Genomic DNA, 24,881 nt, shown 5'->3' on the forward strand with positions numbered 1-24,881 from the left:
CTCATCGCAGATTGCGTGGCGTCGCGGCGTGCCGGCCTTTGCCCTGCCGGCCTTTGCCCTGCTTGCGGCCGGAGGGCTAGAAGTCGCCCCTGCTGGCGTCTTCAGGCGGGAGGACCGGCCACTCGCCTTCGATCACGGCAGCGGGCTTTGTCTTGCGCAGGTAGGTCTGGAAGTCAGCGGCCTGCGCTGCTGCCCAGCCGACCTGCAACTGGTGAAGTTGGCTCGCAGGCATGCGGAGCTTGGGGAACTTTCCTGCCATGGCATCCAGCATCCGGAGCGTGGCGAGGGCGTCCGCTGCGGAGGTGTGGGCGTTGTCAAGGTTGACGTTGTACTCCTCGCAAAGTGCGGTCAGCGTCCTCTTGCCCTTGCGGTACCGGTCCACCTGCTTGTTCATGATGTACGGATCCAGGACCGGAAAGCGGTTCAGCTGCGGAATACCGTAACGGGCGGACTCGGCAGCCAGCACCGTGAAGTCATAGCTGGCGTTGAAAGCGATCACGGGAACCCCGTCGTCGAACAGACCCTGGAGCACAGCCGCCAGTTCGCGGGTGACCTCCGCGGCCGGACGGCCTTCCTCCCTTGCCTTTTCGGTGGTCACACCATGGACTTCACTGGCTTCCGCCGGGATCTCGACGCCGGGATCGGCAAGCCATTCATGCTCCATGACGACGTTGCCCGCGGCGTCCACCACAGTGACGGACGCGGTGACGATCCTGGCGGCACGGGAGTTGCGGCCGGTGGTTTCCAAGTCGAAGGCCGCCCGGGGTCGGGTGTCCCAAGTGGTGGTGGTGTTGGTGCCGGTGTCTGTGGTGCTGCTGTTCGTCATGATGCTGGTGATCGAGGTGCTCATGTTTCAAAACTACCTGCAGGTGCCGACAGTTTTGCGCCATGCCGCTGGCGTGCCGCGTGCCATGGCGGCGCCGGTCCGGTTGGTCGCCGCCCGGTGGGTCGCCGCGTCCGCCGGGTCGCGCGTCCCCTGGGAGACCCAAGCCGTTAAGCTGGACTCATGCGCACGGAGTATGTCGAGGCGGTGCTCGCCCTGGTTGAGCTCGTCCCTCCGGGAGCCGTGGTGGCCTACGGAGATGTCGCCGAGCTCCTCGGTTCCGGTGGTGCACGGCAGGTCGGCTCGGTCATGAGCCACCATGGCAGCGGCGTTCCGTGGTGGCGCGTGCTGAGGGCCACCGGCGAGGCACCACAGGGGCTCGAAGCAGCGGCCCTGCAGTTTTACATCCAGGAAGGGACGCCGCTCGTTGGCCGGCACCAGGACTTTCTCCGTACCGGCGTTGGCCGTTGGCGCGTTGACCTCATGGCAGCCCGGTGGGCCCCCGAAGACGGTGACTTTGACCTCATCGACGCTATTGCCGAGAGGCTGGAGCGGCGGCTCCATAAATTGTCGGCCCCGGATGATGAAATGACTGTGTGACAGTTACCTTCGACTCTTCGGGAGTCCCGTCTTCGGAAATCAGGGCAGGCCAGCCAGCAGCCGGGCAGCCGGGCAAGCAACCCGTCAAGCAGCCAAACCAGCTGACGGTGGGGCGGCCGGCAGGCACTTCAGCAGGCCTCAGGCTCCTGCCTCCCCGCCAAGTCCATAGCGCAGTTCCGGTATTGTCTCCGGACCAGCAGGCCGCCGTGGATGTGCCGCATGGTTCCGGCCCCGTCCTGGTCCCTGGCGCCCCGGGAACAGGGAAGTCCACCGTTCTCATTGAAGCAGCCGTCCGCAGGGCCGAGCGCGACGGCGTGGATCCGGAACGGATGCTTGTCCTGGCGCCAAGCCGGCTCGCCGCTGATTCCCTCCGTGACCGCTTCACCGCCCGGCTCAACAGGAGCCTCAGCACCACCCCGGCCCGCACCTGGGCTTCATACGCCTTCGATCTGATCCGGCGGGCCAAAGCAGAAGGCATCCTGCCGCTGCCGCGGCCGCCGCGGCTTCTCTCGGGGCCGGAGCAGGACCTCATCATCAAGGAACTGCTCGAAGGCCACGCCCTACCGGGTCTGGAGCTTCCATGGCCGGACGATTTGGGGGCCGCGCTGGAAACCCGCGGTTTCCGCCATGAGATCCGCCAGCTCTTCGACCGGATCATTGAATCCGGCCGGACACCCGAGGACCTTGTGGCATTGGCGCAGCAGTGCAGCCGGCCGGACTGGGTCGCTGCAGCCGCGTTGTACGCCGAGTACCGAGACGTACTGGACCTGCGGATGCCGGAGGCTTTCGACCCCGCCGGAATCATCACGGCCGCCCGCCAGATTTTCCAGGACGCCCCGGAATTCCTGGCCGCAGAGCGGGACCGCCTGCAGCTGATCCTTGTTGACGATATCCAGGAGGCCAACCCGGCCGTGTTTGAGCTGCTGGCAGACATTGCCGCGGGCAAGGACGTCTATGTGACATCGTCGCCTGACACCGTGGTCCAGGGGTTTCGCGGAGCCAGGCCCGACCTCACGGCAGAGCTGCCGCATCTGCTCGCCCCTGCCGGCCCCGCCGAGGCCAGCCCGGGAGACCGGGCCGGCCAGGACCTTGTCCTGGAGCGGCCGCTCTGGGTGACCCACCGCCACCGTCCCGCCGTTGCCCAGGCGTGGCTCTCCGTGGCCGGGCGTATCTCTCAGCGGGCAGGCGGCCAGTCAGCCCGCCGGCTGGAGTGCGGGGCGCCCGCCGCCGGGCATCCCGCGCGGGGTGCTGCTCCCGACGACGGCATTGTCGAGGGCCACATCCTTCCGTCGCCGGTCCATGAACTGCGATACGTGGCGCAGCGCATACTGGACGCGCATCTGAACCACGCACGGGAGCTTGGCGACATCGCCGTCATTGTGCGGAACGGCGGGCAGCTGAATCAGCTGCAGCGGCACCTTGCCGGCCACGGCATCCCCGTGCGCGTTCCGGTGGCCGAATCCGCCGTCCGCGACGAAGTGGCGGTCCGCCCCTTGCTGGACGCCTACGCCGTTGCACTTGATCCCACGGTGCTGACGCCGGAATCGGCAGTCTCACTCCTGACTTCCCGGATCGGTGGAGCGACGTCCATCGAATTGCGCCGGCTGCGCCAATCGCTGCGCCGCGAGGAGATTCTCGGCGGCGGGGGCCGCACCAGCGATGCACTGCTTGTCGAGTCGCTGCTCGAGCCTGGCGCCCTGGCCACGATGGGGATTGAGGGGCACTCCGCCCGCCGCGTTGCCCGGATGATCCAGGCCGGACGGGTGGCGGCCCGGGAACCGGGAGGAAACGCCGAAACCGTGCTGTGGGCACTCTGGAACTCCACGGGCCTTGCCACGCGATGGACTGAAGCGGCGTTGGCCGGCGGAGCGGCCGGCGCCAGGGCAGACCGGGACCTGGATGCCATGATGGCGCTGTTCCACACCGCAGAGCGCTACGTGGACCAGTTGCCGGGTTCAGGACCGGACCAGTTCCTTGAGTACCTGCTCAGCCAGGAGCTGCCGATGGACACCCTGGCCGCCCGGGCGCAACTGGAAGACGCCGTGGAACTCATGACCCCCGCGAGTGCTGCCGGACGCGAATGGCCCGTTGTAATTGTTGCCGGCCTGCAGGAAGGAGTCTGGCCCAATACCAGGCTCCGGGGGGAGCTCCTCGGCAGTACGCTTTTCGCCGACGCCGTGGAGCACGGCGTTGACCACGCCCTGCAGCTTGGACCCATCAGCAGGTTGCGCGAGATCCGCTATGACGAACTCCGTAGCTTCTCAACGGCCGTGTCCCGTGCCCGTGAAGTGCTGATCTGCACGGCGGTTTCATCAGAGGACGAACAGCCCTCCTCGTTCCTCGACTACGTCGCACCGCTCCGGCCGGGCCAGGACCGCCGCCCCTTCACCCCGGTGGAACGGCCGCTGACTCTTCGCGCCCTCGTGGCCGAACTTCGGCAGTATGCACAGCTGGACGGGAGGTACGCCGCCGAATCGGTCGAGGCGGCCAGGGTGCTGGCCGGCCTGGCCGCTGTTGAACCCTCCGTGCCCGGAGCCCATCCGGACTCCTGGTGGGGGCTTGCGCCGCTGTCTTCCGGGGAGCGGATTGTGCCGCCCGGAGGAACCGTGTTCGTCTCCCCGTCCAAGGTCGAAACCGTCCATAAGTCGCCCCTTGACTGGTTCATCCAGGCTGCCGGCGGGGAAGCAGCCACCGACTTCGCTCGGAGCCTGGGAACCTTGGTCCACGCCATTGCGCAGGACCTGCCGGATGCCTCGGGTGCCGAATACGTGGCAGAGCTGGTCCGGCGATGGCCGACCCTCGGCATGAAGGACAACTGGGAAGGAAAACTGGATTTCCACCGCGCCGAAGCCATGGTCCGGAAGCTGGCCCAGTACATCCTGGTCATGCGAAGCGAGGGCCGAAGCCTGGTTGGCGTGGAACGGGACTTCGAAGTGAAACTGCCGGATATCGTCGAGGACCCACCTTCCGGCGCCGAAGCCTCCGAGGAAACTGGCGCTGAACCTGCGGTAAGGCTCGCGGTACTCCGCGGTCAGGTAGACCGGCTGGAGATCGATGCCGAGGGACGGCTGGTGATCGTTGACCTCAAGACGGGCAAGCGGCAGCCGTCCAAGGCCGAACTGTCCCGCCACCCCCAGCTGGGTGCCTACCAGGCCGCCGTGCTTGCCGGAGGATTCAGCGAACCGGGTACACCGGCCGGCGGCGCTCAGCCGGGAGGGGCAGTGCTTGCCCAGCTTGGAACCAGCAACAAAAGCCCCGGCATCCAGGTCCAGGAACCGCTGGACGGTGCGGACAACTGGGCGCTCGATATGGTTGATGAAGCCGCGCAGCTTATGTCCGGAAGCCATTTCGAAGCACGCCACGATCCGGCCAAGTCGGGCCATGGCGGCCACGGCTGCCGGCTGCCCGAGGTCTGTCCCCTTTGTCCGCGTGGAAAGCAGGTAACCGAATGACGACGCCCCACGACGTCCCGGCCCCCCGTTTTTCCCCGGAAGAGCTGACTGCCATGCTGGGCGAACGCAACAGCCCCACCGCCGAACAGTCCGCCATTATTTCCTCACCGCTGACGCCCCGGCTGGTGATTGCCGGGGCGGGATCCGGCAAGACTGCCACCATGGCTGACCGTGTGGTGTGGCTCGTCGCCAACGGGTGGGTCCGGCCTGAAGAGGTCCTGGGTGTCACGTTCACGCGAAAGGCTGCCGGTGAGCTGGCCAGCCGGATCCGGGCCAAGCTGGCAGCCCTGCAACGCATTGCAGGGGAGGACAAGGAACACCGCATATTTCCTGCGGGCCTGCTCAGCGAGGATGCTTTGGAACCCAAGGTTTCCACTTACCACTCCTACGCCAGCGGCATTGTGTCCGACTACGGGCTCAGGCTGGGTGTGGAGCGTGATGTTGTGCTCTTGGGCGGGGCGCAGGCCTGGCAGCTTGCCAGCGAGGTTGTGGAGGCCTTTGACGGAGAGTACGAACATTTCCGCGCTGCCAAATCCACCCTCGTCAAAGCAGTCATCCAGCTCGCGGGCGAATGCGCCGAACACCTGCGGGATCCCCGCGAGGTGCAGGGCTGGCTGATGGACCGGGTGGCCGAATTTGAAACTTTGCCGTACGTCGCCGGAGCCAAAAAGAACCCGACCCAGGCCGCAGGAGAACTTGGCGCGATGCTGCGCACCCGGGCCAGCGTTGCCGAAATGGTGGGCAGGTACTCGGAAGCCAAACGGGTTCGTGGCGCGTTGGACTTCGGCGACCTCGTGGCACTGGCGGCGCGGGTTGCCAGCGAGATTCCCTTGGCCGCAGAAGTGGAACGCCAGCGGTTCAAAGTGGTGCTTCTCGACGAATTCCAGGACACCTCCCATGCCCAGCTCGTTCTGTTCTCCAGACTCTTTGGCGGCGGCCACGCAGTGACGGCCGTGGGTGACCCCAACCAGTCGATTTACGGCTTCCGGGGTGCCTCAGCCGGCCAGCTCTTCCATTTCGTCCGGGAATTCCCGGTCCTGGTTGGCGCACACGGGAACAGTGCAGCCGGATCGGCTGCCGGTCCCGCGGGAACCCCCCAGAGTGGAGGGCCGTCAGGCGGTTCATTCGCTGTGGCGCCGACCTCGTACCTGACGACTGCCTGGCGCAACGGGCGCAACATCCTGTCCGCGGCCAACGTCATCTCGGCACCACTGAGCGCTGCGGCGGCCCGAACCGGTCCGGCGGGGGAACGGGAGTCCGGTGGGTCCGTCGAGGTCCCGCCGCTGCAGCCCAGCCCCGCTGCCGCTCAGGGGAAGGTTGTCATAGGGCGGTTCGCAACGGACGAGGACGAGGCCAAAGCCATCGCGGCGGACGTTTTGCGCTATCGCGTCACAGACTTCGAAGAAGCCGTCGGTGAGGACCGGGTTCCTCCGGCCATGGCAGTCCTCTGCCGTCGGCGTGCCCAGATGGAATGCGTCCGGCGTGAGTTCGAGGTACGAGGGATCCCGTACGAGATCGTCGGCCTTGGCGGACTCCTGGACACCCCGGAGATCGTGGATCTCGTCGCTACGCTGCGGGTTCTCGCGGATCCGGGACGTTCGGACTCCCTCATGCGGCTATTGGCCGGAGCGCGCTGGCGAATTGGTCCCGCGGACCTTATGGCCTTCCGGGACTGGTCCTCATTCCTCGCGCGGCGCCGCGGGCGTCCGGCATCCGGTGCGGATGACGTCGATGACACCGATTCCGCCGATATCCAGAGCGACATCACCGATTCGCCAAGTCTCGTGGAAGCACTGGACTGGCTGCCTCGGGAAGGCTGGACTTCGGCCCACGGCCGGACGCTGAGCCCGGAGGCGCTGGACCGCCTGCACGCCCTCTCCGCCGAACTCCGGCAACTCCGGGGCTTTATGGGTGACGACCTCACCACCCTGCTGGGCGAAGTGGAGCGGGCCATGCTCCTGGACATCGAGGTGGCCGCCCGTCCCGGCATCAGCATCCACCAGGCCCGGAGGAACCTGGACGCATTCCATGATGCCGCCGCCGGGTTCCTGCACACCTCGCACCGCGTTGACGTCCTGGCTTTCCTGGCCTGGCTGGAAGCAGCGGCTACAGAGGAAGGCGGGCTGGACGTTGCTGCCCCGGACGTCAACCATGAAGCAGTCCAACTGCTGACTGTGCACGCCTCCAAGGGCCTCGAGTGGGACGTTGTGTTCGTGCCGGGCGTGAATGCCGGAGCCTTTCCCAGCAGCAGGGATTCGCGCTGGAGCAGCGGGAGCGCCGCCTTGCCCTGGCCGCTGCGCGGGGATCGCGCAGACCTGCCGCAATGGGACCTGGACCAGCCGGATCAAAAAGGCTGGCTGGATGCGGAGAAGGACTTCAAAGCGGACGTGCAGGCGCACGGCGAGGCTGAGGAGCGCCGGCTCGCCTACGTTGCCTACACCCGGGCGAAATTCGTGCTGTGGGTTTCCAGTGCGGCCTGGGTCGGATCCCGGGCGGGAATGGCGGACATGTCGCCGTTCCTGTCAGAGCTGGCGCCCCTCGCCGGAGTCGGCCACCCCGGAGCAGGCACAACAGGCGCCGGGGAATCCCTGCCCGCAGCAGCGGTGGCGGAAGAACCGCAGGAGCTCGCCGCCGTCGTGCACCCTGCGTCGGTGGAGGAGGCGTCGCTACCGGCCGAAAGCCCCTTGACCCAGGACCTCGAACTGGCCCTGTGGCCGTATGATCCGCTCGAAGGGCCCGCCGATCCCCGCACCGGCGCAAGGCTCAGGCTGGTGCCGGGCCGGCGGGCCGCCATGGAACTGGCGGCTGCCCGGGTCCGCGGAACCATCGACGCGGGCGCCGTGGAAGCAAACGGGCATGCTGACGCTTCGGACGCCGGGACGGAAACCCGGCAGCTCCGCAGCGTCGCGGGCAATTGGGCGCACGAAGCAGCACTGTTGCTGGAACGCCGCTTCCGCCGGGCCACTGTTCAGGATGTCCACCTGCCCGGTCACATCTCCGCGTCAACCTTTGTGGATCTGGGGGACGATCCCGGGTCGGTGCTGGCGCGGCTGCGCCGGCCGGTTCCCAGGGAGCCGGGGATGTCGGCACGCAAAGGCACGGCATTCCACGCCTGGGTGGAGGAGTACTTCGGCACGGCAGGCATGCTGGACCTGGACGAGGCGCCCGGTTCGGACAACCACATTGATGAGGCCTACGGGCTGGATTCAATGGTGGAAACCTTCCGGAACTCGGAGTGGGCGCACCGCGCTCCTGCCCATGTCGAGGTGCCGGTGGAGACGCGCATTGGTGACGTGGTGGTGCGCGGCCGGATCGATGCGGTGTTCCGGGACGCCGACGGCGGCTGGGACCTGGTGGACTGGAAGACGGGCCGCCGCCCCGCAGCGGGACAGCTGAAGGTAAAGGGCGTGCAGCTGGCGGTCTACCGCCTTGCCTGGGCCAGGCTCAAGGGAGTTCCGCTCGACAGTGTCCGGGCGGCGTTTTACTACGTGGGAGAAAACCAGGTGGTCCGCCCGCACGACCTTGGCACGGCCGAGCAGCTTGAAGACATCGTTACAGCGGCCCTCGCGGGGACCACCGCCATGGCCAAAGTCTCCGGTTCAGCTAGTGGGACTTTGCGTCCACAATCCTGAGGGCGGCGGTGGACGTGTCGTCCGCTGAAAGCGCGGCCGGGGGAGTGGCCGGTTGTCCTCCGTCGGCCGCCCGGCCCGCTCTATTGTCCTTGGCTGCTCCAGGGGATGAAACGTCGTCGCCGGACGTTTCTGTATCGCGGCTCAATGAGTCCGGAACGGCATCCGGGATAGGTGCCACGTGCACCGAGGGCATGGCAGCCGCCGACGGGGCGCCCGACCAGCCCGAGATCTGTTCTGCGGCCAGCCCGGCTGAGGGTACGCCGGGTGCTGCGGCCGGTTCATCCCGCGGCACCGGTTCCACGTGCACTGCCGGGACGGCTTGCGGCAAAGGTTCCACGCTGATGGGCTGGCCGCCGTGCTCGGTGATGTCTTCCGCCAAGGAGGCCAGCATGTCTTCAGCTTCGGCGATCATTGCGTGGTCTCCTGCAGCCAGGCCCTTCACCAGGTACTGAGCCAGCGCAAACTCCGCGGAGAGCGCTGCGCGGCGCAGCAGATGGGCGTCGGGTGCGTCCCTGCGGCTCGACTTGTAGTGGTGCAGTACTGAGTCGACGAAGCTCTGTTCGTTGGAAGCAACGAGCCAGGCCATGTCGTCGGCCGGATCCCCGATGCGCAGATCGGTCCACCCCGTCACCGCTGTCACCCGGTCACCGTCCACCAGGAGGTTGTCCTCGTGCAGGTCGCCATGGACCACACAGGGATTGAAGCGCCACAGCGAGACGTCCTCCAGGGCATGTTCCCAGCGGCGCAACAGCACGGGAGGGATCTTCCCCGTGGTTGCGGCCTGATCGAGCTCGTTAAGCCTCCGCTGCCGGAACTCATTGGGGGTGTAGCTGGGGAGGTCAGCGTTGCTGACGAGGGACTGGGGGAGGTCGTGGATGGCAGCCAGCGCCGCGCCCACCTCTTTCGCCAGTCCTTCTGAACCGGCCGTCAGCTCTTCGACGCTGCGCGTGGTGCCGGCCAAGTGCGAGTAAACGAACGTGCTGAGTGCACCCTGACGGACCGTGCCCGCCACCGTGGGCATGAGGAACGGAAGTTCGGCCCTGACTCCCGGTGCAAAGGCGCGGAGAACCATAAATTCCGTTTCCAGGCGGGCGCTTGCCTCGGCGTGGCGGGGCGAACGGACCCGCCACTGCTTGCCCTCGGAATCAAGGAGAAGGGCCGAATCGAAGTCCGCCGGATCGTCGGGAGCGGAGCTCACGGCGGTGGGCGTCAGTCCGGGGACTGCCGCAGTTGCTACAGCTGCCAGTTCGATCGGTTTTCTTCTCACGCATCCACGGTAGATTGACTGGCGCCCAAGACGGCGATGTACCACGGCGAGTCTCCAGATCAGGACGATTTACCTTGGAATTTCCGCTGCCAACGACCCCAAAGAATACCTGTGCGGGGCATCGGAGGCCGCCGGAGCAAATGTCAATTGTCAGTCGGAGTCAGTACGGTGGGTACATGAGTCTTGCGGAGTCCCCGGCAGCCCAAAATAAGGCAGAGCAAAATAAGGCAGCTGAGAGTGCGGCACCGGACAGTACCGCCCCGTTGGAGCGGCTCCCGGCGAACCACCTGATGGACACTGTCCTTCCGGTCCGTCCAGCACTGATAGACCGTGGATCCGGCGCCAGGATGAAGCCGGGCATGGTCGATTCCGTTGTCAGGTCCGGACGGGCACTGGCTATGGTCCTCTCCCACCGGCAGGCCCTGGTCCGCGGTGACAGCCTTCTGCTGACGGAAGCGTCCGCGCTTGCGGAGAGCCTCGCCGAGGCCGGATCGCCGCCTGCAATGATCATCTACCTTGGTTCCGCGCTGGGCAGCTCGCACATCAATGAAGGTACGGACATCGTCCTGTTCGTCCTTGCGGAACCTTTTGAGGTCCGGGCGGAGCAGTTTGAACGCGGTATCGCCGGAATCCCTGCGGATGCCGTGTGGACAGGGTTCCGCGACGTGGCGGCCCGCCTGAATGCCACCGATACCGCCCTTTTTGTCGAGGCCAGCGCGATCGCCAACTGGCATGCCACGCACGTGCACTGTCCGAGGTGCGGTGCGGCGACGCTCGTCGAAGCCGGCGGGTGGGTCCGCCGGTGTCCGGCGGACAATTCCGAACACTACCCCCGGACGGACCCCGCCATCATCGTGACCGTCGTCGGACCGGATGACCGGCTGCTGCTGGGCGGCGGCGGTGCAATCGATGCGAAGAACTACTCCACGCTGGCCGGCTTCGTGGAGCCGGGCGAGTCACTCGAGCAGGCCGTCGTCCGCGAGATCCAGGAGGAGGTGGGCGTCCGCATTACTGCAACGCAGTACCTGGGTTCGCAGTCATGGCCGTTTCCGGCCTCCCTCATGCTGGGATTCACGGCGAGGACCCAGGATACCGAGGCAATGCCCGACGGCGTGGAGGTCACCCGGGCGCGATGGTTCAGCCGCACAGAACTCCAGGACGCCGTGCTGAGCGGGGAGATCGTCATCTCCAGCCGGCTGTCCATTGCCCGGTCATTAATTGAGCACTGGTACGGCGGCGTCATCCAGGACCGTCCCGCCGACGAATGACCTCGCCGCGCACAGCGGACCCCACCACCAGAAACCATCGATCGACTGAGCAGCAAGTGACAACTGAGAATTTTGAACGCACCGTCCCCGGCGACAGCGTGCCCGCCGATCCCGCTCCGCTGGACAACCGGTCCCTGGAAGACCGCATTCTTGGCGGCCTGGACGACGAGCAGCGGGAAGTCGCGAGCACCCTGAGCGGACCCCTGTGCGTGCTGGCCGGTGCAGGCACGGGCAAGACGCGCGCAATCACCCACCGGATTGCCTACGGCGTTCACTCGGGCGTGTACAGCCCGCAGCGGCTGCTGGCGGTGACTTTCACCTCGCGCGCCGCCGCGGAGATGCGGAGCCGGCTGCGCGACCTCGGCGTGGGCAATGTCCAGGCCCGGACCTTCCACGCCGCCGCCCTGCGGCAACTCCAGTTCTTCTGGCCGCAGGCCGTCGGCGGCGCACTGCCCAATCTCCTCGACCACAAGGCGCAGATGATCGCCGAAGCCGCCCGGCGCCTGAGGCTCAGCACGGACCGGGCGTCCATCAGGGACCTTGCCTCGGAAATCGAGTGGGCCAAGGTGTCCATGCTGACACCCGCGAACTATCTCGAGAACGCGCAGGGCCGCGGCAACCCCGGCGGATTCGACCTCACGGCTGTGGCCCGGGTGTTCCAGTCCTATGAGGACGTGAAAACCGACCGCAACGTCATTGATTTCGAGGACGTCCTGCTGATCACCGTGGGGATCCTGCAGGAGGACCCGAAAGTGGCGGCTACCGTCCGCGAGCAATATCGGCACTTTGTGGTGGATGAATACCAGGACGTTTCGCCGCTGCAGCAGCGGCTCCTGGAACTCTGGCTGGGAGGGCGCGATGAACTGTGCGTCGTGGGTGACGCCAGCCAGACCATCTACTCGTTCACCGGCGCATCGCCCAAGCACCTGCTGGGCTTCAAAGCCATGTACCCCGGCGCCAACGTCGTCAAGCTGATCCGGGACTACCGCTCCACGCCGCAGGTGGTCAAGCTCGCAAATGACCTGCTCGCCGGCCGGCGCAGCGGGGGTCCCGTCGCGGACGCCGCCTGGGCGGCGCCGCTCAAACTGGTCGCACAACGGCCGCCCGGTCCGCAGCCGCAGTTCACCGAATGCGCCGACGACGAAGCCGAGGCCGCCACCGTGGCGGTCAAGATCCGCGAACTGCTCGACGCCGGCACGCCGGCCAGCGAGATCGCGGTGCTGTTCCGCACCAACGGGCAGTCCGAGGCGTATGAACAGGCCTTGGCGTCGGCCGGGATCGGCTACCAGCTTCGCGGCGGAGAGCGGTTCTTCGCCCGCAAGGAAGTCCGTGACGCAATCCTCCAGCTCCGTGCTGCCACCCGGGCTGTTTCCGAAACCGCAGCCCCGGAGCCCCTGGGGCAGCTGGTTCGGGACATCGTGGCATCCCTCGGCTACACGGAATCCGCCCCGCATAGCGGCGGAGCGCTGCGCGAACGTTGGGAATCGCTCGCCGCGCTGGTTGCACTCGCCGATGAGCTGGTGCTGAGCCGTGGCCCGCAGTTCAGCCTCGCGGACTTCGTCAACGAGCTGCAGGAGCGTTCCCTTGCCCAGCACGCGCCCACGGTGCAAGGTGTTACGTTGGCGTCGCTGCATGCTGCCAAAGGACTTGAATGGGACGCCGTCTTCCTCGTGGGACTCTGTGAGGGGCTCATGCCGATCTCGTTCGCGGACTCCCCGGAGGACGTGGACGAGGAACGCCGCCTGCTCTACGTGGGCATCACCAGGGCGCGCGAGCACCTCTCACTTTCCTGGTCGTTGGCCCGGACCCCCGGAGGGAGGGCCAACCGTAAGCCCTCGCGTTTCCTTGACGGGCTTCGGCCGGACTCCGTGGCCAGCTCGACGACGCGCGGCAAGGGTCCCGCCCCGCGGCGGAAGGCAGCGGCCCCTGCGATGTGCCGGGTCTGCGGAAGCATGCTGTCCACCGGCGCCGAACGTAAGGTGGGCCGCTGCAGCCAGTGCCCGCCGACCTACGAGGAACAGACCTTCGATGCGTTGCGCCAGTGGCGGAAGGACGTAGCCCTGGCCGCCGAAGTGCCGGCGTTCGTGGTGTTTACCGACGCGACGCTGACGGCGATTGCCGAGGCTCGGCCCACCTCGCTTGAAGAACTGGCGCAGCTGGCCGGCATTGGCCCGTCCAAGCTGGAAAAGTATGGTGAAGCGGTCCTTGAAGTACTCACGGAAAGCGGCAGCGCCTGATGGCCGGGGGAGCAAAACCCCACGTGGTTCCGCTGACCACCGCCGACGGAGCCCCCGTCGTGGTGCGGCGTTCCGCGCGCCGCCGCCGGACGGTGGCGGCGTTCTGGGAAAACGGCACGGCGGTGGTCGCCATTCCAGCGAATTTCACCAAGGCGCAGGAAAGTGAATGGGTGCACCGGATGCTGGAGAAACTCCGGCTGCAGGGGGTCCGGCGTTCGAGCGGGGCCGGACGGCGCCGTCCGGCCACGGATGCCGCCCTCACGTCGCATGCGGCCGAGCTGTCGGGGAAGTACCTTGCCGGAAGGGCCGTGCCGTCGTCCGTTCGTTGGGTCAGCAACCAGAATTCCCGCTGGGGTTCGGCGACTCCGGCAGACGGGACCATCAGGCTTTCGGACAAGCTGCGAACCATGCCGCAGTGGGTCATCGACTATGTGCTCCTGCACGAGCTGGCGCACTTGCTGGTCGCCGGGCACAACGCCGCGTTTTGGCGTCTCCTGGAGGCTTACCCCGAGACGCAGCGCGCTAAGGCTTTCCTCGAAGGCGTAGCGTTTGCTACCTCCCGGGGGATGGCACCGGGCTCCGAATCGCCGGACTCGGACTCACTGAGCGATGACGCCGACGTGGCGTGCGGCCCGGCCACAACGTCCGGGACAGAAAAGCCAGGCACCGGCTAAACCGTGGTTTAGCCGGTGCCTGGCTTGCTCAATGCCTCGCGATTTCAGGGACTCCGCAGCGCTAGGCCTTGGGCGTCCCGCCGTCGTCGCCTTTGCCGGAGTCGTCGGTGCCGGAGGCGTTCGTCCCGCCGTTGCCGGCGTCGTTCGCGGAGTCGTCGCTGCCGGACCCGTCGCCGGAATCGTTTGTCCCGCCGTCGGTGCCGGACTCGTTCGTCCCGGACACGTCGTCGAATCCGCCGTTCAGCAGTTTCTGCAGGGCGTCATCCACCTCGGTGTCGCTTGCTTCGGCGAGTTTGCGGCGTGCGCTGAAGCCGTGCGGATCATCCAGGTCCTCGCCCGTGGGCAGGAGGTCGGGGTGCTGCCAAATGGCGTCCCGGCCTTCCGTGCCGCGCTCCTCCTTGAGGGAGGCCCACAGCGTTGCAGCTTCGCGGAGACGGCGCGGACGCAGCTCCAGTCCCACGAGGGACGAGAACGCATGTTCGGCCGGGCCGCCTGTTGCGCGCCGCCGCCGGACTGTCTCGCGGAGCGCCGACGCGGAGGGCAGGAACTTCTCCGTGGCCGCTGCGGTCAATTCGTCCACCCAGCCCTCCACGAGGGCAAGTGCTGTTTCGAGCTTTTCCAGGGCCTGTTCCTGGGCAGGGGTCCGCTGGGGCATGAAAACACCTTGTGACAGTGCCTCCTGGATGCCTTCGGGGTTGCTGGGATCAATCTCCCTGGCGAGTTCCTCAATCTTGGAGGTATCAATGTGGATGCCGCGGGCATAGGCCTCGATGGCACCCAGGAGGTGCCCGCGGAGCCAGGGCACCTGGACGAACAGCCGAGCATGGGCTGCTTCCCGGACGGCCAGGAACAGTCGGATGTCGTTTTCCGGCAGGCTCAGCCCTTCACCGAATTTGGCCACGTTGGCTGGCAGCAGGGCCATCTCCAAATCGGCCAGCGGCACTCCAATGTCCGTTGAGCTCACAACTTCCGCGGAGAGGGCACCGATGGCCTGGCCCAGCTGCATGCCGAAGATGGCCCCGCCCATGTTCTGCAGCATGGACGAAGCTCCGCCCATCATGGACTTCATTTCCTCGGGCATCTGCTCGGTCATAGCCGTGGACAGAGCCTTGGCAATGCTGTTGGCCACGGGTTCAGTGAGCCGCTTCCACGTACCGAGCGTTTCCTCGACCCATTCAGCGCGGGACCAGGCCCTGCCGATCAGGCCGGTGGCGGGAAGCTCCGTCACCTGGTCCAGCCAAAGCTCGGCCAGGCGCAGTGCTTCATCGATTTCACGTGACTGCTGGGAGGTGACAGACGGGTCGGAGCCGCTGGCGGCCACCCGGCGGGCGTTCTCATGCGCCAGCTGCCAGTTGACGGGCCCCTCGGAAGGTGCGCTCATCATGGCCTGGACCTGCGAGAACATCTGGGCGAGAAGGTTCGGATCATCGGGAAGCCCCGCGGCCTTGGCCAGTTCGGCGGGGTCGATGTTGCCCATGCCCTTGCCACCCATGAGGTTTTGAAGCATTTCCGCAAGCGGATCCTTCGGGGTGTCGTCGTCGCCATTGGACGGATTGAGTGGGTTGGAGGTCATGATCCCGCCGATCGTCGGTGTGACTGTTGATCACCTTCACGGTACCCCGGTGCGTTGGCGGCTGTCTGCCGAATCCGGCCCCGTTCGCTGTGGGCAAAGAGCGTACTGGCCAGCTCAAACGCGTAGTGTTAGTAATCGGAATATTTGCAGGCTGCCGTCACTCTGATAGGGCGCAGCCACAGTGCCGCGCACACGGGCGCAGGCGCGGAGAGGTCCTTCATTGACAATTACTCAGGGTAGCCAGATTCCCGGGGATCCCGCGGAACCGGGAAGCGACGGCGCGAACGCCCGCCCGCATTCCAGCCGGGCGAAATCCCGCCGTGCCAAAGCCCGCGACAACCGCTACCCGACGATGGTGGCCTCAGGGCTTATGGCTCTCGCGCTGGGCATCACCGCTGCCAGCCTGCCCGTGCCGTATGTCGTGGAGTCGCCGGGGCCTACTTTCAATACCCTGGCCAATGACAACGGCAAGCCGGTCATCAGTGTCACGGGCCATGAGACATTCCCGGCCAAGGGGAACCTTGACCTCACCACCGTTTACGTCGACGGCGGACCGAACGGCCCGGTCAGCGTATTCGAGGCCTTCTCAGCATGGCTGGACAGATCAAAAGCTGTCTATCCCGAGGAACTCATCTTCCCCACGGGGGTCACGAAAGAGGAGTCCCAGCAGGAGAGCGCGGTGGCCATGACCACGTCCCAAGAGAACGCCACGGCCTCCGCCCTGAAGGAACTCAGTATTCCGTTTGAACAAAAGCTCCGGGTGGCGGACCTTGCGGACCAGTCGGCCTCGGCAGGCAAGCTCCAGGCCGGCGATGTGTTTTCCACGGTAAACGGCAAGCCCGTGACGTCGCTCAGCGTCGTCCAAGAGGAACTGGCCGCCGGAAACGGCAAGCCCGCCACCGTCGTCGTCACCCGCGACGGCGCTCCGGTCACGGAGACCATCACGCCCACCGAGAACGCCGCCGGTAAGTTCGTCCTCGGCGTGCTGCTGCAGTACGACTTCACGTTCCCGTTTGAAGTGAAGATTTCCCTTGAGAAAGTTGGCGGGCCGAGCGCGGGAATGATGTTCGCCCTCGGCATCGTCGACACCGTGACACCGGGCGACCTGACCGGAGGTAAGCACATAGCCGGAACCGGCACGATCACGCCCGACGGCGTGGTGGGATCCATCGGCGGAATCGGACAGAAGATGTACGGGGCAAGGGAGGACGGAGCCACCGTGTTCCTGGCCCCGGCCGCGAACTGCGCGGAAGTGGTGGGACACATTCCTGACGGGTTGCAGGTGGTCAAAGTGGAGAACCTGGCTGAGGCCAGGGAAGCCGTCAGCGTGGTCGGTTCAGGCGGCGACACATCCGGCCTTCCGGCGTGCACCAGCAACTAGACTAATTGCAGGAACTAAGCACCACTGCCACTCGTGGCATTAATGACTGACGGTGACCCTCTTACATCCGAGGGGCAGCGGCAGTCCGAGCAACAACATCACGCGCACCCTGATAATTGACAAGACCAGTAACTGACTACCAGCTATGAGGTACCGAGTTTGTCCCGTCCTGCCAGCTCCACTCCGCCCGGAAGACCCCAGCCAAGGCGAGGTGCCTTGACGCCGACGTTGATCGTCGTCGCACTGGTTGTGGTCGGATTCATCTTCTTCGCCAACGTTTGGACCGACGTCCTCTGGTACCAGCAGCTTGGTTTCTTTGAAGTCTTCCTGACGGAAAACCTGGCCCGGATTGTCATTTTCCTGGCCGGCTTCGCCCTGATGTTCCTCGCCATGTTCTACGCCATCCGCATCGCCTACCACGCGCGCCCGGTTTATGCCCCGGATTCGGAGATCAGGGACAACCTGAACCGCTACCAGGCCCAGCTGGAACCCGTTCGCCGGGTGGTCATGGTCGGCCTGCCGGTGCTGTTTGGCCTCTTCGCCGGAAGCGCCGCCGCCAGCCAGTGGCAGAAAGTGCTCCTGTTCCTGAACCAGGAGTCCTTCGGCCAGAACGATCCGCAGTTCAACCTGGACATCAGCTTCTACCTGATGACCTTGCCGTTCCTCGGTTTCGTGACGGGCTTCCTCATCAGCGTCGTTGTGGTCGCAGGCATTGCCGGGATCCTCACGCATTACCTGTACGGCAGCATCCGCATCATGGAGCGCGGCATCTTTACCAGCCGGGCCGCCCAGATCCATCTCGCCGTGACGGGCGCGGCCTTCCTACTGCTGCTCGGTGTGAACTTCTGGCTGGACCGATATTCCGCAGTGCAGAACAGCGGCGGACGCTGGGCCGGCGCCCTGTACACGGACGTCAACGCCGTGATCCCCACGAAGTCCATCCTTGCCGTGGCTGCCGCCCTTGTCGCCATCCTCTTTATCGTCGCCGCCGTAATCGGCAAATGGCGGCTGCCCGTTATCGGCACTGCCATGCTGGTCATTACCTCCATCCTCGCCGGCGGCGTCTACCCGTGGGTCATCCAGCAGTTCCAGGTGCGCCCGTCCGAGCAGACCCTTGAGAAGCCGTTCATCGAGCGGAACATCAGCATGACCCGTGCTGCCTACGGCCTCGATAAGATCCAGGAGAAGCGGTATAACGCCACCACTACCGCCACCACGGGCGCGCTGGCCCCGGACGCACAAACCACTGCCAATATCCGGCTCCTGGACCCGAACCTGATTTCGGACGCGTTCTCCCAGCTGGAGCAGTACCGGCCCTACTACCAGTTCCCGAAAGCGCTCAACGTGGACCGGTACCAGGTTGACGGCAAGGTCCAGGACACCGTGATCGCCGTCCGTGAGCTGAACCCGGACGGCCTCAGCGCCAACCAGCAGTCCTGGCTGAACCGGCACGTGGTCTACACCCACGGCTACGGTGTGGTGGCCGCCAAGGGCAATAAGTTCACCGCAGACGGCAAGCCCGAGTTCCTGCAGGCCGGCATTCCGTCAACCGGAGTCCTCGGCAACGATACGACCTACCAGCCCCGGATCTACTTCGGCGAGAATTCCCCTGAATACTCGATCGTCGGCGCCCCGGACGGTTCACCCCATCGCGAGCAGGACCGTCCCGCCGGCAAGGAAGGTGATGGCGAAACCCAGTACACCTTTACCGGCAACGGCGGTCCGAACGTCGGCAGCTTCTTCAACAAAGTCCTTTACGCCATCAAGTTCCAATCCTCAGACCTCCTGCTGTCCGACGGCGTAAACGGCGAGTCGCAGATCCTCTATGACCGCAACCCGCGGGACCGCGTCGAAAAGGTCGCCCCGTACCTCACGGTTGACGGCAACGCCTACCCGGCAGTTGTTGACGGCCGGGTGAAATGGATTGTGGACGGCTACACCACCAGCCAGTATTTCCCTTACTCGCAGCAGGAACAGCTGTCATCGGCCACAGCGGACTCACAGACGACGGCGGGACGCACCGTAGCCTTGCCCAACAGCTCGGTGAACTACATCCGCAACTCCGTCAAGGCAACCGTTGACGCCTACGACGGCTCCGTGACGCTCTATGCGTGGGACGACCAGGATCCGGTGCTGAAGGCCTGGCAGAAGGTCTTCCCGACGTCCCTGAAGCCGTACTCGGAGATGTCCGGCGAGCTCATGAGCCACGTCCGGTACCCCGAGGACCTGTTCAAGGTCCAGCGCGAACTGCTGGGCCGCTACCACGTCACCCAGGCGGACAACTTCTACACGAACAACGATGCCTGGTCCGTGCCGAACGATCCCACGGTCACGGAGCCGGTCAAGCAGCCGCCGTTCTACATGTCGCTGCAGATGCCGGATCAGGACAAGCCTGCCTTCCAGCTCACGTCATCGTTCATTCCGCAGGTGGTCAATGGCACCGCCCGCAACGTGCTCTACGGGTTCCTTGCAGCGGATTCCGACGCCGGTAACCAGAAGGGTGTCAAGGCCGAAAGCTACGGCCAGCTCAGGCTCCTGCAGATTCCGCCGGAAGCGCAGGTTCCCGGCCCGGGCCAGGCCCAAAACAAGTTCAACTCGGATCCCACAGTGTCCCAGGCCTTGAACCTGCTCCGGCAGGGCGCGTCCGACGTCCTCAACGGCAACCTTCTAACTCTCCCGGCGGGTGGCGGCCTGCTGTACGTGCAGCCCGTCTACCTGCGCTCCACGGGCGAAACGTCCTACCCCACGCTGCAGCGCGTCCTGGTGGCCTTCGGCGACAAGATCGGCTTCGCCCCGACCCTGGACCAGGCTTTGAACCAGCTGTTCGGCGGGGACTCGGGAGCCTCGGCAGGGGATTCGGACAACAACGGCCAGACGCCGCCTCCCGCAACCGGCGAAACCCCGCCTCCCACCGGCGGCACGGACGCCAAAGCTGAACTGAAGGCCGCGCTGGAAGAGGCGAACGCAGCAATTCGGGCCGGCCAGGAAGCCCTCGCCAAGGGCGACTTTGCCGCCTACGGAGAGCAGCAGAAGAGACTGAATGCGGCTCTGCAAAAGGCCATCGACGCCGAAGCGAAGCTCGGGGCCGACGGTGCAGCACCCACGCCCACTCCGGCTCCCACAGCTGACCCGTCGGCTGCCGCGACGCCGTCGCCCACGCCGAGTAGCTGACCCGGCAGCAGGCTAGCGGTAGCCTGCCTGCCCGGTACAGGCCGGCTTCCCCCATCCGCCAGGACAGGGGAGGCCGGCCTTTGCCGTTGTCCGGGCGGCGCGGAGACGCAGATCACGCCCCCTCGATTTGGCCTGAAGTTCACTGGCGGGTAATGTTGTTCTTGCGACGCGGGGTGGAGCAGTTCGGTAGCTCGCTGGGCTCATAACCCAGAGGTCGCAGGTTCAAATCCTGCCCCCGCAACTGAAGGAAAGGCCCGGAATTCCGCAAGGAACTCCGGGCCTTTTGCTTTGTCGCCTTCGGACCGGATCACCTTCGGACCGGATTTGAGTCCGGTCATCGGGCCCGCCGGATGTCCCCGTCGGGCGCCCAAACGGGCAGTGGTCGGGACGGCCGCAAAAGTAGGGTAGTGTTGATCAAGCGACGCGGGGTGGAGCAGTTCGGTAGCTCGCTGGGCTCATAACCCAGAGGTCACAGGTTCAAATCCTGTCCCCGCAACCAATGAGAGGCCCTGACCAGGGAGTACCCGGTCAGGGCCTCTTTCTTTGTCCGCACTTTCTTTGTCCGCAGCACGCCAACTACTAGCATTTCCTAGTATTCTCATTCGCGGGGGCAACGTTCTGCGGTGCCACGCGGCTGTTCAAAGATGATCACCGCGTTGGCGGGACGTCGCCTCCGAGGACCGGATCTTATGTTGCGGGGCATGACCGCGGCCGCACTCCGGTTCGCTCTTACGCTGTTCATGATTCAAGCTATTAAGGCGCGCTTATCCCAGCCGCCGCTCCTGCCGGTGCAGCCCGGCCGGGGCGGATCCGCCCACGTCACTGGTCGATCATTCTCGAGAGGAATGCTGTTCGATGTCACTACCAACCAAGAAGAAGTCCGGAACTGCCAAGAGCAAGTGGGCCAAACTGTACTGGGCAGTGCCGGCTGTGCTCGTGGCCCTGCTTCTCGTGGTGCTCCTCGCAAGGTGGGCCACGGGGCTTGCCGGAGTACAAGACTTCCTGGCGGAATACCCGGGGCATTCAGAGCTGCCTGAGGGCGCTCCCGCGGGTTTCCCGGCATGGCTGGCCTGGCAGCATTTCCTCAACGGCTTCTTCCTGCTGCTGATCATCCGTTCCGGCTGGCAGGTGCGCACGCAGACCCGTCCTGCCGCCTACTGGACCCGGAACAACAAAGGCCTGATCCGCACCAAAAATGCGCCGACGAAGATCAGCCTGGCGCTGTGGTTCCACCTGGTCCTGGACGCGCTATGGATCCTGAATGGCGTGGTGTTTGCAGTCCTCCTGTTCGCCACCGGCCAGTGGGTACGGATCGTGCCCACCAGCTGGGACGTCTTCCCGAACGCACTCTCGGCTGCACTGCAGTACGCGTCGCTGAACTGGCCCACGGAGAACGGCTGGGTGAACTACAACGCCCTCCAGCTGCTGACCTACTTCCTCACCGTCTTCATCGCCGCGCCCCTGGCCTTCATCACGGGCTTGCGTATGTCGTCGGCCTGGCCCAAGAACGCGAAGGCGCTGAACAAGGCTTACCCGATCGAGGCCGCCCGAGCCGTGCACTTCCCGGTGATGATCTACTTCGTGGCGTTCGTCGTCGTCCACGTGTTCCTGGTCCTGGCCACTGGCGCGCTGCGGAACCTCAACCACATGTACGGCGGCAGTGACGACGTCAGCTGGGTGGGGTTCGGCATCTTCGCAGCGTCGGTCGCAGCGATGGTCGCGGCGTGGTTCCTCGCCCGGCCGCTCTTCCTGAGCCCCATTGCTTCCCTGATGGGCAAGGTCAGCAGCCGCTGACCGGTCCGCTGACCGGCGAACAGTTCGGCCGCAGCCCGGACTGCGGCTCAGCCGTCCTTGAGCCGCTGGTAAGTCTCCAGGGCTCGCTCGCGCGACTCCGGCAAGCCCACCAGGGGCTCCGGATACCCGGGGGCCTGTTCCGGAGACTTCCACGGTTCGTGGATCTCCTTGTCGCCCAGGCCCGCCAGTTCCGGGACGAACTCCCGCAGGTAGCGGCCCGCTGCATCGAACTTCTTGCTTTGCGTCACGGGGTTGAAGATCCGGAAATAGGGTGAGGCGTCCGCCCCCGATCCGGCCACCCACTGCCAGTTGGCCGGATTGCTGGCTGCGTCTGCGTCCACCAGGGTGTCCCAGAACCAGGCTTCCCCCAGCCGCCAGTCCGCCAGCAGGTTCTTCACCAGGAACGACGCCGCCGCCATCCGGACACGGTTGTGCATCCATCCCGTCCGCCACAGCTGACGCATGCCGGCGTCCACCAGCGGATAGCCCGTCCGGCCCTGCTGCCAGGCCTCCAGTTCAGCGTTCGACGGCGTCTGCCACTCGAAGCGGTCGAAGTCGGGACGGTAATTGCGGGTGGCCAGCGCCGGGTTCTCATACAGCAGTTGCCAGCAGAACTCCCGCCAGCCGAGTTCGGACCGGAAGATCCCGACGTCGGCCGGGGCCTGGCGGGGGAACCGCTCACGGAGCGCCTGCCAGACGCGGAAGGGACTGATCTCACCAAAGCGAAGGTGCGGGGACAGCCGGCTGGTGCCCTCGGCTCCGGGCCTGTCGCGGCCGATGGCGTACTCCTCGACGGGGCCGTCCAGGAAGTCGTGCAGACGGCTGTGCGCGCCCGCTTCGCCGGGGGTCCACACTTCAGCCAGGCCAGCGCTCCAGTCGGGTGTGCGGGGGAGCAGCTCCCAACTCTCCAGGTGGTCGCTGTCCGGCAGCGCACCGTGGTTGTCTCGGCCCGGAGCTGGAAGCCTGTACGGGGCGTCGGCCGGCATGCGCGGCTCGCCACTTTCCAGGCAGGCGCGCCAGAAGGGCGTGAATACCTTGTAAGGTCCGCCCGCCCCGGTGCGGACGGTCCAGGGCTCGAACATCAGGCTGGCCTGGAAACTCACGGCATCCAGGCCATGATCTCCGGCCCAGCCCTTGACCCCTGCGTCGATGGCGCGTTCAGGTCCGCCATACCTTCGGTTCCACCGCAAATGTGTGGCGCCAGTTTCGGCTGCCAGCTCCTGGATGATTCCGGTTGCGCTGCCGCGCCGGAGCACCAGCCGCGACCCCACTGCTTCAAGGTTCCTGGCCAAAGACGCCAGGGAATGGTGGAGCCACCACTTCGCGGCTCCCCCGAGCGGCCGCACGCCATCCGATTCCTCATCCAGGACGTACACGACGGTCGTGGCGTGGCCAAGGGCTGCCGCGTCGGCCAGGGCCGGATTGTCATCCAGGCGAAGGTCGTCGCGAAGCCAGACAATGGTGGAAGGCATGCTTCCACGGTACACGTCCGGCAGCGCTATTTACTGGCCGGTAACTTAGCCGTAGACTCTCTCCACGCCGTCCGGGGCGCAATTTTTCCGCCCCGACGGTTCCGTTCGGATCAGCCCATTCCTGTTCATAACGGCATTCCGGCTGGAGGCGGCCGGAATGCCGCCAACCTGTCTGCCGCAATGGTGCCGCGGGCGGGAAAGGATGACCAATGAAGCTATTCCTTGCATCGGCCGAACGGATCCGGAAGGCGGTCCACTCGCGTCCGGCCAACCGGATGATCGGCGCGGCCCTGGCTGTCACCGTCACTGTTGCCGCTTTGGCCGTCCCTGCTGCTCACGCGGCCCCTCCAAGCGGTGACGGGTGGGTCGTCAGCGTGGGAGATTCCTATATTTCGGGGGAGGCGGGCCGCTGGGCGGGCAATTCGAGTGACCCCGCACAGACAGATGCGCTGGGCGACGCGGCGTATCTTGACGCCGGCCGGTCGGAGAGCACCGTGGGATGCCATCGCTCCTCCACGGCAGAGATCAGGATCGGCCAGGCCCAGGCGCTCAACCTGGCCTGTTCCGGTGCCAAAACGGCCACGTCCTGGAACGCGTCCGGGCACTTCAAACCGGGGCTGGACTTCTACAGCGACGGTGCCGGCAGTATGGGCCAGGCGTTGGCTCTGCAGAACTTCGCCTCGGCCAACCGCGTCAGGATGGTTGTGGTCTCGATCGGCGGCAACGACCTCGGGTTTGCGGGCATCATTGCCACATGTGTCTCCAAGTTCATGACCAGCCCATGGTGGTCCCCGAGTTATTGCAAGGACTCCGCCATAGTGGCCACGAACTTTTCTGCAGCCAACCGGGCGGCTGTGGCATCACGGATCGGCAGCTCGCTCGCGAACGTAGCCAAGGCCATGACTGCCGCCGGATACGCGCCGGGGGAGTACAGCCTGGTGGTGCAGAACTACGTCTCACCGCTCCCGCGAAGCGCCGATGTTTCCTACCCCGAGTCAGGATTCAGCCGGCAGGGCACCTACGGCTGCGGGTTCTGGAACGCAGACCTGGACTGGGCCTCAGGAACCGCCGTTCCCGCCATCAACTCCACTATTTCGGCCGGTGTTGCCGCTTCCGGCCTGTACGGCGTTCAAACGTTGGATGTGGCTTCACTCTTTAGCGGCCATGAACTGTGCGCGGAGACTACGAAAAAGTTGGACAACACCGCACTGGCGGATTGGCGGAGTGCGGGCGCCGTGGACATCAGTGAGTGGATCAACGAGGTCCGAACGGCCAGCACTGCCTTCAGTGACTACTACATCCAGGAATCCCTGCATCCCAACTATTGGGGCCAGCTGGCACTCAGGAACTGCCTGCGCCGGATCTACAACGACGGCGCCGTCCGTTCCGGGAGCTGCACGGCAGCAGCCGGGCTGACTACAGCCGGCGAGCCTGCTGTCACTCTGAGGTAGGTCATCGCTCCGTCAGAACCGGGTCGGTAGGGCGGCAAAAAGGCCGGGGCCCACGCGGGACCCCGGCCTTTTGTCGTCCGGATTCC

Annotated in this window: 14 protein-coding genes and 2 tRNA genes; 12 read left to right on the top strand and 4 right to left on the bottom strand. The window is 65.8% G+C overall.

Going from position 1 to position 24,881, the window contains the following annotated elements; all coding sequences use genetic code 11:
- Window positions 1-76: 76 nt before the first annotated feature.
- A complete protein-coding gene (locus J2805_RS10225; protein WP_309976299.1) occupies window positions 77-826 on the bottom strand; it encodes a 3'-5' exonuclease in 750 nt (249 codons plus the stop codon).
- Window positions 827-1,006: 180 nt separating this feature from the next.
- Here J2805_RS10225 and J2805_RS10230 point away from each other — a divergent pair, with 180 nt between their 5' ends.
- The 3 genes from J2805_RS10230 (at window position 1,007) to J2805_RS10240 (ending at window position 8,507) form a co-directional block, all read left to right on the top strand.
- A complete protein-coding gene (locus J2805_RS10230) occupies window positions 1,007-1,423 on the top strand; it encodes an MGMT family protein (protein WP_309975777.1) in 417 nt (138 codons plus the stop codon).
- Window positions 1,424-1,530: 107 nt separating this feature from the next.
- A complete protein-coding gene (locus tag J2805_RS10235) occupies window positions 1,531-4,875 on the top strand; it encodes an ATP-dependent helicase (protein ID WP_309976301.1) in 3,345 nt (1,114 codons plus the stop codon).
- Window positions 4,872-8,507 carry an ATP-dependent helicase gene (locus J2805_RS10240; RefSeq protein WP_309975779.1) on the top strand — a complete coding sequence of 1,212 codons (3,636 nt, stop codon included), beginning with the start codon at window positions 4,872-4,874 and terminating at the stop codon, window positions 8,505-8,507. Before J2805_RS10235 ends, J2805_RS10240 begins: the two co-directional genes overlap by 4 nt.
- Here the strand turns inward: J2805_RS10240 and J2805_RS10245 are convergent.
- A complete protein-coding gene (locus J2805_RS10245) occupies window positions 8,479-9,774 on the bottom strand; it encodes a macrolide 2'-phosphotransferase (RefSeq protein WP_309975781.1) in 1,296 nt (431 codons plus the stop codon). The genes J2805_RS10240 and J2805_RS10245 overlap by 29 nt on opposite strands.
- Before the next feature lie 176 nt (window positions 9,775-9,950).
- On the opposite strand from J2805_RS10245, the gene nudC reads away from it, so the two are divergent.
- Genes nudC through J2805_RS10260 form a run of 3 tightly spaced genes read left to right on the top strand, consistent with a single transcriptional unit; the run spans window position 9,951 to window position 13,953 of the window.
- Entirely contained in the window at window positions 9,951-11,042 is a 1,092-nt protein-coding gene (gene nudC, locus J2805_RS10250; protein WP_396134290.1) for an NAD(+) diphosphatase, read from the top strand.
- 56 nt (window positions 11,043-11,098) lie between these two features.
- Window positions 11,099-13,279 (top strand): ATP-dependent DNA helicase UvrD2, encoded by a 2,181-nt coding sequence (locus J2805_RS10255; RefSeq protein WP_309975783.1) that lies wholly within the window; start codon window positions 11,099-11,101, stop codon window positions 13,277-13,279.
- Window positions 13,279-13,953: a M48 metallopeptidase family protein gene (locus tag J2805_RS10260; RefSeq protein ID WP_309975785.1), complete on the top strand. Its 675-nt coding sequence runs from the start codon at window positions 13,279-13,281 to the stop codon at window positions 13,951-13,953. Before J2805_RS10255 ends, J2805_RS10260 begins: the two co-directional genes overlap by 1 nt.
- A 61-nt stretch (window positions 13,954-14,014) precedes the next feature.
- Here the strand turns inward: J2805_RS10260 and J2805_RS10265 are convergent, their stop codons facing one another.
- The gene (locus J2805_RS10265) at window positions 14,015-15,526 is read right to left on the bottom strand and encodes a zinc-dependent metalloprotease (protein ID WP_309975786.1); all 1,512 of its coding nucleotides are present in this window, start codon (window positions 15,524-15,526) and stop codon (window positions 14,015-14,017) included.
- 220 nt (window positions 15,527-15,746) lie between these two features.
- Here J2805_RS10265 and J2805_RS10270 point away from each other — a divergent pair, with 220 nt between their 5' ends.
- From J2805_RS10270 to J2805_RS10290, 5 genes are all read left to right on the top strand, one after another.
- Window positions 15,747-16,907, top strand: coding sequence for a YlbL family protein (locus J2805_RS10270; protein ID WP_309975788.1), 1,161 nt, complete (start codon window positions 15,747-15,749; stop codon window positions 16,905-16,907).
- 159 nt (window positions 16,908-17,066) lie between these two features.
- Entirely contained in the window at window positions 17,067-20,078 is a 3,012-nt protein-coding gene (locus tag J2805_RS10275; RefSeq protein ID WP_396134292.1) for a UPF0182 family membrane protein, read from the top strand.
- Window positions 20,079-20,245: 167 nt separating this feature from the next.
- Window positions 20,246-20,319 (top strand) — tRNA-Met (locus tag J2805_RS10280).
- Between the two features lie 181 nt (window positions 20,320-20,500).
- Window positions 20,501-20,577 (top strand) — tRNA-Met (locus tag J2805_RS10285).
- 356 nt (window positions 20,578-20,933) lie between these two features.
- Window positions 20,934-21,872 carry a cytochrome b/b6 domain-containing protein gene (locus J2805_RS10290; RefSeq protein ID WP_309975792.1) on the top strand — a complete coding sequence of 313 codons (939 nt, stop codon included), beginning with the start codon at window positions 20,934-20,936 and terminating at the stop codon, window positions 21,870-21,872.
- A 47-nt stretch (window positions 21,873-21,919) separates the two neighbouring features.
- Here the strand turns inward: J2805_RS10290 and J2805_RS10295 are convergent, their stop codons facing one another.
- A complete protein-coding gene (locus J2805_RS10295) occupies window positions 21,920-23,344 on the bottom strand; it encodes a cryptochrome/photolyase family protein (protein WP_309975793.1) in 1,425 nt (474 codons plus the stop codon).
- A 209-nt stretch (window positions 23,345-23,553) separates the two neighbouring features.
- Here J2805_RS10295 and J2805_RS10300 point away from each other — a divergent pair, with 209 nt between their 5' ends.
- The gene (locus J2805_RS10300) at window positions 23,554-24,795 is read left to right on the top strand and encodes an SGNH/GDSL hydrolase family protein (protein ID WP_309975795.1); all 1,242 of its coding nucleotides are present in this window, start codon (window positions 23,554-23,556) and stop codon (window positions 24,793-24,795) included.
- Window positions 24,796-24,881 lie beyond the last annotated feature (86 nt).

It is taken from the genome of Arthrobacter oryzae (genome assembly GCF_031454875.1).
In the GTDB taxonomy this organism is placed as follows: Bacteria; Actinomycetota; Actinomycetes; order Actinomycetales; family Micrococcaceae; genus Arthrobacter; species Arthrobacter oryzae_D.